The sequence below is a fragment of the Rossellomorea vietnamensis genome (assembly GCF_025398035.1).
GTDB lineage: Bacteria > Bacillota > Bacilli > Bacillales > Bacillaceae_B > Rossellomorea > Rossellomorea vietnamensis_B.
In genome coordinates this window covers 2,702,823-2,717,144 of record NZ_CP104558.1, presented here as the reverse complement: position 1 = coordinate 2,717,144, position 14,322 = coordinate 2,702,823, and the positions used below count along the sequence as shown (strand labels likewise).

General features: G+C 43.2%; 11 protein-coding genes and 1 other annotated feature. All 11 genes read left to right on the top strand.

The window, feature by feature from the left end; genetic code table 11:
- The first annotated feature begins 78 nt into the window (after positions 1-78).
- Entirely contained in the window at positions 79-504 is a 426-nt protein-coding gene (gene rplK / locus N5C46_RS14040) for a 50S ribosomal protein L11 (protein WP_032085258.1), read from the top strand.
- An 80-nt stretch (positions 505-584) separates the two neighbouring features.
- Positions 585-1,331 carry a 50S ribosomal protein L1 gene (gene rplA / locus N5C46_RS14035; RefSeq protein ID WP_269146717.1) on the top strand — a complete coding sequence of 249 codons (747 nt, stop codon included), beginning with the start codon at positions 585-587 and terminating at the stop codon, positions 1,329-1,331.
- A 51-nt stretch (positions 1,332-1,382) separates the two neighbouring features.
- Positions 1,383-1,527: a sequence feature (ribosomal protein L10 leader region), on the top strand.
- Between the two features lie 42 nt (positions 1,528-1,569).
- Positions 1,570-2,070 carry a 50S ribosomal protein L10 gene (gene rplJ / locus N5C46_RS14030; RefSeq protein WP_034766005.1) on the top strand — a complete coding sequence of 167 codons (501 nt, stop codon included), beginning with the start codon at positions 1,570-1,572 and terminating at the stop codon, positions 2,068-2,070.
- 59 nt (positions 2,071-2,129) lie between these two features.
- A complete protein-coding gene (gene rplL / locus N5C46_RS14025) occupies positions 2,130-2,489 on the top strand; it encodes a 50S ribosomal protein L7/L12 (RefSeq protein WP_034766003.1) in 360 nt (119 codons plus the stop codon).
- A 122-nt stretch (positions 2,490-2,611) separates the two neighbouring features.
- Positions 2,612-3,220 (top strand): class I SAM-dependent methyltransferase, encoded by a 609-nt coding sequence (locus tag N5C46_RS14020; protein WP_261749109.1) that lies wholly within the window; start codon positions 2,612-2,614, stop codon positions 3,218-3,220.
- A 232-nt stretch (positions 3,221-3,452) separates the two neighbouring features.
- Positions 3,453-7,010 carry a DNA-directed RNA polymerase subunit beta gene (gene rpoB / locus N5C46_RS14015; protein ID WP_034766001.1) on the top strand — a complete coding sequence of 1,186 codons (3,558 nt, stop codon included), beginning with the start codon at positions 3,453-3,455 and terminating at the stop codon, positions 7,008-7,010.
- Between the two features lie 51 nt (positions 7,011-7,061).
- Positions 7,062-10,661, top strand: a complete 3,600-nt coding sequence (gene rpoC, locus N5C46_RS14010) for a DNA-directed RNA polymerase subunit beta' (RefSeq protein WP_060674131.1) — start codon at positions 7,062-7,064, stop codon at positions 10,659-10,661.
- Positions 10,662-10,821: 160 nt separating this feature from the next.
- Entirely contained in the window at positions 10,822-11,070 is a 249-nt protein-coding gene (locus tag N5C46_RS14005) for a 50S ribosomal protein L7ae-like protein (RefSeq protein WP_034765997.1), read from the top strand.
- Positions 11,071-11,169: 99 nt separating this feature from the next.
- The gene (gene rpsL / locus N5C46_RS14000) at positions 11,170-11,592 is read left to right on the top strand and encodes a 30S ribosomal protein S12 (protein WP_034765995.1); all 423 of its coding nucleotides are present in this window, start codon (positions 11,170-11,172) and stop codon (positions 11,590-11,592) included.
- Between the two features lie 44 nt (positions 11,593-11,636).
- Positions 11,637-12,107, top strand: coding sequence for a 30S ribosomal protein S7 (gene rpsG, locus N5C46_RS13995; RefSeq protein WP_034765993.1), 471 nt, complete (start codon positions 11,637-11,639; stop codon positions 12,105-12,107).
- Positions 12,108-12,158: 51 nt separating this feature from the next.
- On the top strand, positions 12,159-14,237 hold the full coding sequence (fusA, locus tag N5C46_RS13990; RefSeq protein WP_261749108.1) for an elongation factor G: 2,079 nt from the start codon (positions 12,159-12,161) through the stop codon (positions 14,235-14,237).
- The last annotated feature ends 85 nt before the right edge of the window (positions 14,238-14,322 follow it).

Sequence of the window (14,322 nt, the reverse complement as noted above, 5' to 3'; positions counted from 1 at the left end):
GATAAAGACATTTTTTACATTTGAGTGGGAGGGTGAAAAACCCAATAACCACATCACGGACTTAAGGAGGTGTGTCTCGTGGCTAAAAAAGTTATCAAAATGGTTAAATTGCAGATTCCTGCCGGTAAAGCTAATCCAGCTCCACCAGTTGGTCCTGCACTAGGTCAAGCAGGTGTTAACATCATGGGATTCTGTAAGGAATTCAATGCTCGTACAGCAGATCAAGCTGGCTTAATCATTCCTGTTGAAATCACGGTATTTGAAGACCGTTCATTTACATTCATCACAAAAACTCCACCCGCTGCTGTTCTTCTTAAGAAAGCTGCAGGTATCGAGTCTGGTTCAGGCGAACCAAACAGCAAGAAAGTGGCAACACTTAAACGCGATAAAGTACGTGAAATTGCTGAAACAAAAATGCCTGACTTAAATGCAGCTAGTGTTGAATCAGCTATGCGCATGGTAGAAGGAACTGCACGCAGCATGGGTATCGTCATCGAAGACTAATCCCTGCTTCGTTAAAGTAGAGGTTCCTGTTGAACGAGGTTGCGATGATGAAATGTACGTTTCACTCGCAACCTTATTTCGTGGGAGGTTATTCCGCTAAAACCACATATAGGAGGAAATTTATAATGGCTAAAAAAGGTAAAAAGTTTCTTGAAGCTCAAAAGCTTGTAGATCGTACTACAGCTTATTCAGTGGAAGAAGCAATCGAACTTGTTAAGAAAACAAACTTCGCTAAGTTTGACGCAACGATTGAAGTAGCGTTCCGCTTAGGTGTAGATACTCGTAAAAACGACCAGCAAATCCGTGGAGCAGTTGTACTTCCTCATGGAACTGGTAAAACTCAAAAGGTTCTTGTATTCGCTAAAGGAGATAAAGCAAAAGAAGCAGAAGCTGCTGGCGCTGATTTCGTAGGTGATGCAGAACTGATCAACAAGATCAACCAAGGTTGGTTCGAGTTCGACGTAATCGTTGCAACTCCAGACATGATGGGTGAAGTTGGTAAACTTGGTCGCGTATTGGGACCTAAAGGTTTAATGCCAAACCCTAAAACTGGAACAGTAACATTCGACGTAACGAAAGCTGTTAATGAAATCAAAGCTGGTAAAGTTGAATACCGTGCTGACAAATCAGGTAACGTTCACGTTCCTGTTGGGAAGATTTCATTCGACAACGAAAAGCTTGTTGAAAACTTTGCTACAATGTATGAAACAATGCTTAAAGTTAAACCTGCTGCTGCAAAAGGAACTTACATGAAAAATGTTTCTGTAACTTCTACAATGGGACCTGGCGTTAAAGTCGATCCTTCCACTTTCGCAGTTAAGGCATAATTTGGTATTGACTTACTGAGGACTAGTGATTATAATTAGTTCTGTTGTTAAAAAACGAATACATTTGTACCGTAGACAGTAGGTGCTCGTCATGAGCTTAATGTCCTGCCGAGGTAATTGCGATAAAATAACCGCTTATAGCGCGTTTGCGATGCCCTTATGTCTACCTTGATATAAGGGCATTTTTTATTGGATGACGGTATAAATGTTCATCAGTCAATCTACAGGAGGTGTAATGATGAGCAGCATTCTAGATCAAAAGAAACACATCGTTGGAGAAATCTCTGACAAGCTAAAAAACAGTGTATCTACAATCGTTGTAGATTACCGTGGCCTAGACGTTTCCGAAGTAACTGAACTTCGTAAACAACTTCGTGAAGCTGGCATCGAGTTCAAAGTGTACAAAAACACTATGGTACGTCGTGCAGCAGAAGAAGCTGGTCTTGAAGGGTTAAACGAATTCTTAACTGGTCCTAACGCAATCGCGTTCAGTTCAGAAGAAGTAGTTGCACCTGCAAAGATCCTTAACAGCTTCGCTAAAGAACACGAAGCACTTGAAATCAAAACGGGTGTCATCGAAGGAACGATCACTTCAGTTGAGGATGTTAAAGCAATCGCTGAACTTCCAAACCGCGAAGGACTTCTTTCTATGCTACTCAGCGTGCTACAAGCACCAATGCGCAACTTCGCGTTGGCAACAAAAGCCGTTGCAGATCAAAAAGAAGAGCAAGGCGCGTAAGCTAAAGCAAGTCGTTTAAATAAAAAAATGAAGCAAACATCACAAGGAGGAAATTTAAAATGAGTAAAGAGCAAATCATTGACGCGATTAAAGAAATGTCAGTTCTTGAACTAAATGATCTAGTTAAAGCAATCGAAGAAGAATTCGGAGTAACTGCTGCTGCACCTGTAGCTGCTGCTGCTGGTGGCGCTGACGCTGCTGCAGAACAAACTGAATTCGACGTAATCCTTGAGAGCGCTGGTTCTCAAAAAATCAAGGTTATCAAAGTTGTTCGCGAAATCACAGGTCTTGGCCTTAAAGAAGCGAAAGAAATGGTTGATAACACTCCTAAAGCTCTTAAAGAAGGTATTTCTAAAGAGGAAGCTGAAGAACTTAAAGCTAAACTTGAAGAAGTTGGAGCTGGCGTAGAAGTTAAGTAATGATTGTATAGATGAAAAGCTCGCTATATTTGGCGGGCTTTTTTCTTGTCTGGCATCTATCTTTGCCCGATTTTGGAAAAGATGGTTACCAGGCGGATCTATCGATGGATGGAGATGATATAATGACCAATCACTATTATTCCCGTAACCCCGATGTGGAAAGTAACCCGAATAAGATTGCCTTTGAATTAAGGGGGCATACATTCCGTTTTAAGACAGACCAGGGCGTCTTCTCAAAAAAGGAAGTGGACTTCGGTTCAAGAGCTTTGATTGAATCGTTTGAATTACCTGATGTTAAGGGACCGATACTTGATGTTGGCTGCGGTTATGGCCCGGTCGGATTATCCTTGGCCAAAGACTTTGGTGATCGGAGGGTCCACATGATCGATGTAAACGAGAGGGCTCTATCTTTAGCGAAAGAAAATGCTGGGGAAAATAAAGTTCAAAACGTTAAAGTCTATCAAAGTGACCGGTATACGAATGTCGTTGAAAAGGGATTTGCCGCTATTTTAACGAACCCTCCGATACGAGCAGGGAAAGAAACGGTTCATTCGATTCTTGAGAATAGTTACGAACATCTGACGGAACGCGGAGAATTGTGGGTCGTTATTCAGAAGAAGCAAGGTGCTCCCTCTGCCATGGAGAAAATGGAAAAAATCTTTTCAAATGTAGAAGTCTTCACCAGGAAAAAGGGATACTACATCTTGAAATCGGTAAAAGAAATCCGTTGACGTAGCTTAACTGCTATGATAACATTATAAAATGCAAAAATATTATTTTCCGGTATTATGTCCATATGTATACATGTTGGATAAATTGGAAAAGATTATAAAATAATAGTTCGTCATATGAAAATGAGGTTTTATCATTAAAACCCTTTTTCTTTTTGTCTTGTGTAGAGTAGAAATCCTACTTTAAGGCATATAGACACAACCAAAACGCTTGATTTGAGGGGTGAATCAGTTGACAGGTCAACTAGTTCAGTATGGACGACACCGCCAACGCAGAAGTTTTGCGCGTATCAGTGAAGTTTTAGAATTACCGAATTTAATCGAAATTCAAACTTCCTCGTATCAATGGTTTCTTGATGAGGGGTTAAGAGAAATGTTCCGTGACATTTCTCCGATTGAGGACTTCACTGGTAATCTCTCTTTGGAATTTATTGATTATAGTCTGGGAGAGCCAAAGTACTCGGTGGAAGAATCAAAGGAAAGAGATGTTACTTACTCTGCACCGCTTAGAGTAAAAGTCCGTCTTGTGAACAAGGAAACAGGAGAAGTAAAAGATCAAGACGTATTTATGGGTGATTTCCCATTAATGACAGACACAGGTACGTTTGTCATCAATGGTGCTGAGCGCGTTATCGTATCTCAGCTAGTACGTTCACCTAGTGTTTACTTTAGCGGAAAAGTAGATAAAAACGGAAAGAAAGGGTTTACTGCTACCGTTATACCAAACCGCGGAGCTTGGCTTGAGTATGAAACAGATGCAAAAGATGTTGTATATGTGCGAATTGATCGAACTCGCAAACTACCGGTAACGGTTCTTTTACGTGCCCTTGGGTTTGGCTCTGATCAAGAAATCATCGATTTGATCGGTGATAATGAGTACATTCGTAACACGCTCGAGAAAGACAACACGGAAGGTATCGACAAGGCATTGCTCGAGATTTATGAGCGTCTGCGTCCGGGAGAGCCTCCTACAGTAGAAAATGCTAAAAGTTTACTCGTTTCTCGTTTCTTTGATCCTAAGCGTTATGACTTAGCAAACGTTGGACGTTACAAAATGAACAAAAAGCTTCACATTAAGAATCGTTTATTCGGTCAAACTCTAGCAGAAACTCTAGCAGATCCGGAAACGGGCGAGATTCTGGCAGAGAAAGGCACGGTTCTTGACCGTCGCGCCCTGGATAAGGTCATCCCTTATTTAGAAAACGGCATTGGTTTCAAAAACTACCAACAGTCCGGCGGCGTATTAGAAGAAGACGTAGTTCTTCAATCTATCAAAATCTATTCTCCTAACGAAGAAGGAGATTTTGAAATCAACGTAATCAGCAACGCGTATGTTGAAGAAGAAGTTAAGTACATTACACCTGCTGATATCATCTCTTCCATTTCTTACTTCTTTAACTTATTACATGGAGTAGGACTGACAGATGATATTGACCATTTAGGTAACCGTCGTTTACGTTCGGTTGGTGAATTGCTACAGAACCAATTCCGTATTGGTTTATCACGTATGGAGCGTGTGGTCCGTGAAAGAATGTCCATTCAGGACACGAACACGATCACGCCTCAACAACTGATCAACATCCGTCCTGTTATTGCATCCATTAAAGAGTTCTTTGGAAGCTCTCAATTGTCTCAATTCATGGATCAAACGAATCCTCTTGCAGAATTAACGCACAAACGCCGTCTTTCTGCTTTAGGGCCCGGTGGATTAACACGTGAACGTGCTGGATTCGAAGTACGTGACGTCCATTATTCCCACTATGGCCGTATGTGTCCGATTGAAACACCTGAGGGTCCGAACATCGGACTGATCAACTCACTTTCCTCCTTTGCGAAAGTGAATAAATTCGGCTTTATCGAAACGCCGTATCGTCGTGTCGACCCCGATACCGGGAAAGTAACCGATCGCATCGATTACTTGACGGCAGACGAAGAAGATAACTATGTAGTGGCACAGGCGAACGCACGTCTTGGAGATGACGGCGCATTCCTTGATGAAGAAGTCATCTCCCGTTTCCGCGGTGAGAACACGGTCATCAAGCGTGAACGTCTCGACTACATGGATGTATCTCCTAAACAAGTAGTATCAGCTGCGACAGCATGTATTCCATTCTTAGAAAACGATGACTCCAACCGTGCTCTAATGGGAGCGAACATGCAGCGTCAAGCAGTACCTTTGATGAATCCGGAATCACCGATCGTCGGAACAGGTATGGAACACGTATCTGCGAAAGACTCCGGTGCAGCTGTGATCTGTAAATACGAAGGTATTGTGGAGAAGGTTGAAGCGAAACAAGTTTGGGTACGTCGTGTGAAAGAAATCGACGGTCAGGAAGTAAAAGGTGACCTCGATAAGTATCGTATGCAGAAATTCATCCGTTCTAACCAGGGTACATGTTACAACCAGCGTCCGATCGTAAGTGAAGGTGACCGTGTAGTTAAAGGAGAAATCCTTGCTGATGGTCCTTCCATGGAGAAAGGTGAACTCGCCTTGGGACGTAACGTCATGGTTGGATTCATGACTTGGGACGGTTACAACTATGAAGATGCGATCATCATGAGTGAACGTCTTGTGAAAGACGATGTCTATACTTCTATTCATATTGAAGAATATGAGTCTGAATCACGTGATACGAAATTGGGACCAGAAGAAATCACTCGTGATATTCCAAACGTTGGTGAAGATGCACTTCGCAATCTTGACGAGCGTGGAATCATCCGCATCGGTGCTGAAGTGAAAGATGGCGACCTGCTTGTCGGTAAAGTAACGCCTAAAGGTGTAACGGAACTGACGGCTGAAGAGCGTCTATTACATGCAATCTTCGGTGAGAAGGCTCGTGAAGTCCGGGATACATCCCTTCGCGTACCACACGGTGGCGGCGGAATCATCCTTGATGTGAAAGTCTTCAATCGTGAAGATGGCGATGAATTACCACCAGGTGTGAACCAGCTTGTACGTGTATACATCGTTCAGAAACGTAAGATCTCTGAAGGTGACAAAATGGCTGGTCGGCACGGTAACAAAGGTGTTATCTCAAGAATCCTTCCTGAAGAAGACATGCCGTTCTTACCAGACGGCACACCAATCGATATCATGCTTAACCCACTAGGGGTACCATCACGTATGAACATCGGTCAGGTGCTGGAGCTTCACTTGGGAATGGCAGCAAGATACCTCGGTATTCATGTCGCTTCACCAGTATTTGATGGAGCGCGTGAGGAAGATGTATGGGCAACAATTGAAGAAGCAGGTATGGCACGCGATGCCAAAACCGTTCTTTACGATGGTAGAACGGGTGAACCGTTTGATAACCGAGTATCAGTTGGAATCATGTATATGATCAAACTTGCTCACATGGTTGATGACAAACTTCACGCACGTTCGACCGGACCATATTCACTCGTTACGCAACAACCACTCGGAGGTAAAGCCCAATTCGGTGGACAGCGTTTCGGTGAGATGGAGGTATGGGCACTTGAAGCTTATGGTGCTGCTTACACTCTACAAGAAATTCTTACAGTTAAGTCCGATGACGTTGTGGGCCGTGTGAAAACATACGAAGCCATCGTCAAGGGTGAAAACGTTCCTGAACCTGGTGTTCCGGAATCATTCAAAGTTCTGATCAAAGAGCTTCAAAGTTTAGGTATGGATGTTAAGATCCTCTCTAGTAACGAAGAAGAAATCGAAATGCGGGACTTAGAGGACGAAGAAGAAGTACAACAAGCAGACACGCTAAATATCTCTGAATCTAATGCACAAGAATCCGAGACAGTAGGGTCTAAAGAATAAATTTAGAGCAATTAGGGTTAGAGCCTGTAGATTAAAAGGGAGGTAGGCCCCTTGCTAGATGTAAATAATTTTGAGTATATGAAAATTGGTTTAGCTTCCCCCGATAAGATCCGTTCATGGTCTTTCGGGGAAGTTAAAAAGCCCGAGACGATTAACTATCGTACGTTAAAACCAGAAAAAGACGGTTTGTTCTGTGAACGTATTTTCGGTCCTACGAAGGACTGGGAATGTCACTGTGGTAAATACAAGCGTGTCCGTTATAAAGGCGTCGTTTGTGACCGCTGTGGTGTCGAAGTAACAAAGGCAAAAGTTCGTCGTGAACGTATGGGTCACATTGAACTTGCCGCACCTGTTTCTCACATCTGGTACTTCAAAGGAATCCCAAGCCGTATGGGTCTTGTTTTAGACATGTCCCCGCGTGCTTTGGAAGAAGTCATCTATTTCGCTTCCTATGTTGTAACAGAACCGGGTGACACGGCTCTTGAAAGAAAGCAACTTCTTTCTGAAAAAGAATACCGTGCATACCGTGAGAAGTACGGAGTGAAATTCCAAGCTGCAATGGGAGCTGAAGCCATTAAAAAGCTTCTGCAGGACATTGACCTGGATAAAGAAGCTGATTTCTTGAAAGAAGAACTGAAAACAGCTCAAGGTCAACGCCGTACCCGTGCAATCAAACGATTGGAAGTAGTGGAATCTTTCAGAAACTCAGGAAATGATCCGGACTGGATGATTCTTGATGTCCTTCCTGTCATTCCTCCAGAGCTTCGCCCGATGGTTCAACTTGACGGTGGACGCTTTGCGACTTCTGACCTGAATGATTTATACCGTCGTGTTATTAACCGTAATAACCGTCTTAAGCGTTTATTGGACCTTGGTGCCCCAAGCATCATCGTTCAAAATGAGAAGCGTATGCTACAAGAAGCGGTTGATGCTTTAATTGATAATGGTCGTCGCGGCCGTCCAGTTACTGGACCGGGTAACCGTCCGTTAAAATCCCTTTCACATATGCTTAAAGGGAAGCAAGGTCGTTTCCGTCAGAACCTTCTTGGTAAACGTGTTGACTACTCCGGCCGTTCTGTAATCGTTGTTGGACCTAACCTTAAGATGTACCAATGTGGTCTTCCTAAGGAAATGGCTCTTGAGTTATTCAAACCATTCGTTATGAAAGAACTCGTTGAAAAAGGATTGGCCCACAACATCAAGAGTGCCAAGCGCAAGATTGAACGCGTCCAGCCGGAAGTATGGGATGTATTAGAAGGCGTCATCAAAGAACATCCGGTACTGTTAAACCGTGCACCTACACTTCACAGACTTGGTATTCAAGCATTTGAACCAACGCTTGTCGAAGGTAGAGCGATCCGTCTTCACCCACTTGTATGTACAGCATACAACGCGGATTTTGATGGTGACCAAATGGCGGTTCACGTACCACTATCTTCTGAAGCACAAGCTGAAGCGCGCATGCTCATGCTTGCTGCCCAAAACATCCTAAATCCGAAAGACGGTAAACCGGTTGTTACACCGTCCCAGGATATGGTATTAGGAAACTATTACCTGACACTTGAACGTGAAAATGCTGTTGGTGAAGGTATGATCTTCAATGATGCAAGTGAAGTCATCCTTGCATATCAAAATGGTTATGTACACTTGCATACCCGTATTGCGATCCATGCAAGCACCATCAACAACAAAACGTTCACCGAGAAGCAAAACAAACAATTATTATTAACAACGGTAGGTAAAGTCATCTTCAACGAGATCTTACCTGATACATTCCCGTTCATCAACGAACCAACAAGAACGAACTTGGAAGTTGCGACTCCTGAGAACTACTTTGTTGATCCGTCAACGGACGTGAAAGAAGTATTCCAAAGCCGTGAGTTAATCAACCCGTTCAAAAAAGGTTTCTTAGGGAATATCATCGCGGAAGTGTTCAAGAAGTTCGCCATCACGGAAACGTCTCGTATGCTTGATAAGATGAAGGACCTTGGATTCAAATATTCTACAAAAGCCGGTATTACGGTTGGTATCGCAGATATCGTCGTACTAGCGGAAAAAGAAGAAATCTTGATCGAAGCGCAAAGTAAAGTAGACAACGTCTTGAAGCAATTCAAACGCGGTCTCATTACAGAAGATGAAAGATATGATCGTGTCATCTCCATCTGGAGTGCTGCGAAAGATACGATTCAAGGTAAGTTAATGGCGACATTGGATAAACGCAACCCGATCTTCATGATGAGTGACTCAGGTGCCCGTGGTAACGCATCAAACTTCACTCAGCTTGCCGGTATGCGTGGACTGATGGCCAACCCGGCTGGACGTATCATCGAGTTACCGATCAAATCAAGTTTCCGTGAAGGTCTGACGGTTCTTGAGTACTTCATCTCTACCCATGGTGCCCGTAAAGGTCTTGCCGATACAGCACTGAAAACAGCTGACTCAGGTTACCTGACACGTCGACTTGTTGACGTTGCACAGGACGTTATCGTTCGTGAGGAAGACTGTGGAACGGACAGAGGCTTACTTGTAGGCTCCATTAAAGAGGGTACGGAAATCATCGAACCTCTTGAAGAACGTTTACTCGGTCGTTATTCCCGTAAGACATTACGTCACCCTGAAACAGATGAAATCATCATCACAGAAAACCAGCTGATCACAGAAGACTTGGCTAAGACGATCATTGACGCTGGAGTCGAACATGTTTCGATCCGTTCTGCCTTCACGTGTAACACAAGACACGGTGTATGTGAAAAATGTTACGGAACGAACCTTGCGACAGGTCAAAAAGTCGAAGTCGGGGAAGCTGTCGGTATCATCGCTGCTCAATCCATCGGGGAACCGGGTACTCAGTTAACGATGCGTACGTTCCATACAGGTGGGGTAGCAGGAGACGATATCACCCAAGGTTTACCGCGTATCCAAGAGATCTTCGAAGCGCGTAACCCTAAAGGTCAAGCTGTCATCTCTGAAATCGATGGTGTGATCACATCCATAAGTGAAGGAAAAGATCGTCAGTACGAAATTACCGTACAAGGTGATGTGGAAACGAGAAGTTACACAGCTCCTTACACAGCGCGCTTGAAGTTCGCTGTAAACGATAAAGTCGCACGCGGTCAGGAAATCACTGAAGGTTCGATCGATCCGAAAGAACTTCTTAAAGTCCGTGATGTGTCTGCCGTTCAAGAATACCTACTGCGCGAAGTACAAAAAGTATATCGTATGCAAGGGGTTGAAATCGGCGACAAACACGTTGAAGTCATGGTCCGTCAAATGTTACGTAAAGTCCGCGTCATCGATGCCGGTGAATCTGAAGTACTTCCAGGTACTCTTATGGATATCCACCAATTCAGAGATGCGAACGAAAAAGCATTGTTCGGCGGTAAGCTTCCGGCAACAGGACGTCCTGTACTGCTTGGGATCACCAAGGCTTCACTTGAAACAGATTCCTTCTTATCCGCAGCATCATTCCAGGAAACAACTCGTGTGTTAACGGACGCTGCGATCAAAGGAAAACGTGATGAGTTACTAGGATTGAAAGAAAATGTTATCATCGGTAAACTGGTTCCAGCAGGAACAGGTATGCAACGTTACCGTAAAGCAGAACCGGTTTTAGCAGAAGATACTAGTGAAGAAACAGTAACAGTAGAGTAATCTATTTAGGCTAACTCTTAGGCGGGTTTGATTGCTCAAACAGCAGCTCTAAGAGTTAGCTTTTATAAATCTTTTAAATCTTTGTTGACATAGAGATTTTAAGATGATAATATATTCAAGGTTGCTCCTATTAATAACCTGTTACTTTGGAGGATATGAAATGTCTTATGAAAAAGTAGCGCAGGCTAAAGAAATTATTGTAGGAACAAAGCAAGCAGTGAAAGCTCTAAAAACAGGTCATGTACTCGAAGTTGTGATTGCGGAGGATGCTGATCCCAAGGTTACAGCAAAAGTAGTCCAGGCCGCGATTGATCTTAATGTACCGGTTAACAAAGTGGACTCGATGAAGAAACTTGGTAAATCGTGCGGAATAGATGTTGGAGCAGCAGCTGTTGCGATTATACAGTAAAATAGTTTTTGTAGAAGCGATCTACAAAAACTTTACTTTTACCCAAAAAAGAACCACCTGGATGTGTGGGCTTACCAAATAAGAAGGGAGGAAAACAAAATGCCAACTATTAACCAATTAGTTCGCAAGCCTCGTCAGTCAAAATCAACTAAATCAAAGTCACCAGCTCTTAACAAAGGTTATAACAGCTTTAAGAAGGTGCACACGAACTTGTCTTCTCCACAAAAACGTGGTGTATGTACTCGTGTTGGTACAATGACTCCAAAGAAACCGAACTCGGCGCTACGTAAATATGCACGTGTTCGTTTAACAAATGGAATCGAGGTTACTGCTTACATCCCTGGTATCGGACATAACCTTCAAGAGCACAGTGTTGTTCTTATCCGTGGAGGACGTGTAAAGGATTTACCGGGAGTACGTTATCACATCGTACGTGGTGCGCTTGATACAGCTGGAGTTGACGGCCGTATGCAAGGACGTTCTAAATACGGAACTAAGCGCCCTAAAGCAGCTAAAAAATAATAAAACAACTATAAATTCATTTCTCGTTGAAAGGAGGAAATCACATGCCACGTAAAGGTCCTGTAGCAAAAAGAGACGTTTTACCTGATCCAATGTACAATTCTAAATTAGTTACTCGTTTAATCAACAAAATCATGATTGACGGTAAAAGAGGTAAAGCTCAAAAGAAATTATACGCAGCGTTTGATATCATTAGCGAGCGTTCAGGTAAAGATGCAATGGAAGTATTCGATGCAGCTTTAAAAAATATCATGCCGGTATTAGAAGTAAAAGCTCGTCGTGTAGGTGGTTCAAACTATCAAGTACCTGTAGAGGTGCGTCCAGAGCGTCGTACTACATTAGGTCTTCGTTGGTTAGTAAACTACTCTCGTCTTCGCGGTGAGAAGACAATGGAAGAGCGTTTAGCTAACGAAATCCTTGATGCAGCTAACAACACTGGAGCTTCTGTCAAGAAGCGTGAAGATACACACAAGATGGCTGAAGCGAACAAAGCGTTTGCTCACTATCGTTGGTAATCTGACCTTAATCAAACAAATCATTCTTTTATAAGGAAGGAGAAAGACCGCATGCCTAGAGAGTTCTCCTTAGAAAACACTCGTAATATCGGTATCATGGCTCACATCGATGCCGGTAAAACAACTGCAACTGAGCGTATCCTATTTTATACAGGTCGTATCCATAAAATTGGAGAAACTCACGAAGGTGCTTCTCAAATGGACTGGATGGAGCAAGAGCAAGAACGTGGTATCACTATCACTTCTGCTGCGACAACAGCTCAATGGAAAGGCCATCGTATCAACATCATCGATACACCGGGTCACGTAGACTTCACTGTTGAAGTTGAACGTTCCCTGCGTGTACTTGATGGTGCAGTAGCAGTACTTGATGCTCAATCTGGTGTTGAGCCTCAAACTGAAACTGTATGGCGCCAAGCAACTACTTACGGGGTTCCCCGTGTAGTGTTCGTTAACAAAATGGACAAAATCGGTGCTGACTTCCTTTACTCTGTAGGTACACTACATGAGCGTCTACAAGCTAATGCACATCCTATTCAGCTTCCAATCGGTGCTGAGGATGACTTCGAAGGAATCATCGACTTAGTAGAAATGAAAGCATATTTTTATGAAGATGACCTTGGAACTCGCGCAGAAGCTCGTGACATTCCTGAAGAGTACAAAGATCAAGCTGAAGAATACCGTGGAAAACTTATTGAAGCAGTATCTGAACTTGATGAAGAGCTTATGATGAAATACTTAGAAGGCGAAGAGCTTTCTAACCAAGAAATCAAAGCTGCTATCCGTGCGGCTACACTAACTGTCGAGTTCTACCCGGTAGTATGTGGATCTGCATTCAAAAACAAAGGGGTTCAATTACTAATTGACTCAGTTATCGATTATCTTCCAGCACCAACAGATGTTGAAGATATCAAAGGTTTTGTACCTGACACAGAAGAAGAAGTAACTCGTCCATCTGCTGACGATGCTCCATTCTCTGCATTAGCGTTCAAAGTTGCAACTGACCCTTATGTTGGTAAATTAACATTCTTCCGTGTGTACTCAGGAACATTAGATTCTGGTTCATACGTAAGAAACTCTTCTAAAGGTAAACGTGAACGTGTAGGACGTATCCTGCAAATGCACGCTAACTCCCGTGAAGAGATCTCTACTGTATACGCTGGAGACATTGCAGCAGCAGTTGGTCTGAAAGATACAAGTACTGGAGATACACTATGTGATGAAAAGAGCCTTGTTATCTTAGAATCCATGGTATTCCCAGAGCCGGTTATCTCTCTATCCGTTGAGCCTAAATCAAAGGCTGACCAAGATAAAATGACGACTGCTCTTCAAAAACTTCAAGAGGAAGATCCAACATTCCGCGCGCATACTGACCAGGAAACAGGTCAAGTTATCATCGCCGGTATGGGTGAGCTTCACTTAGATATCATCGTTGACCGTATGAGACGTGAATTCAAAGTAGAAGCAAACGTAGGTGCTCCTCAAGTATCTTACCGTGAAACTTTCCGTGATACGGCTAAAGTTGAAGGTAAGTTCGCCCGTCAATCTGGTGGACGTGGACAATTCGGACACGTTTGGATCGAATTCTCACCTAACGAAGAAGGTAAAGGATTCGAATTCGAGAACGGTATCGTCGGTGGTGTAGTTCCTCGTGAATACATCCCTGCTGTACAAGCCGGTCTATCTGACGCTTTAGAAAATGGTGTCTTAGCTGGTTTCCCACTTGTTGATGTTAAAGCAAGATTATTCGATGGTTCATACCATGACGTCGACTCATCTGAGATGGCGTTCAAAATCGCCGCATCAATGGCCCTTAAGAATGCTGCTTCTAAATGTAAGCCAGTCATCCTTGAGCCAATGATGAAGGTTGAGGTTGTTATCCCTGAGGAATACCTTGGAGATATCATGGGTGACGTTACTTCCCGTCGTGGACGCGTAGAAGGTATGGAAGCACGCGGTAACGCTCAAGTCGTTAAAGCGTTCGTACCTCTATCAGAAATGTTTGGATATGCGACTTCCCTTCGTTCTAACACACAAGGACGTGGAACATACTCCATGCACTTCGATCACTACGAAGAAGTACCTAAGTCGATTTCTGAAGAAATCATCAAAAAAAATAAAGGTGAATAATTGATTTATTCGCTTTTATAAAGTATAAATACTAATGTAAGCAATTGTTGTGTCAGAGATGGTTTTCGACTGTCTCTGAGACACC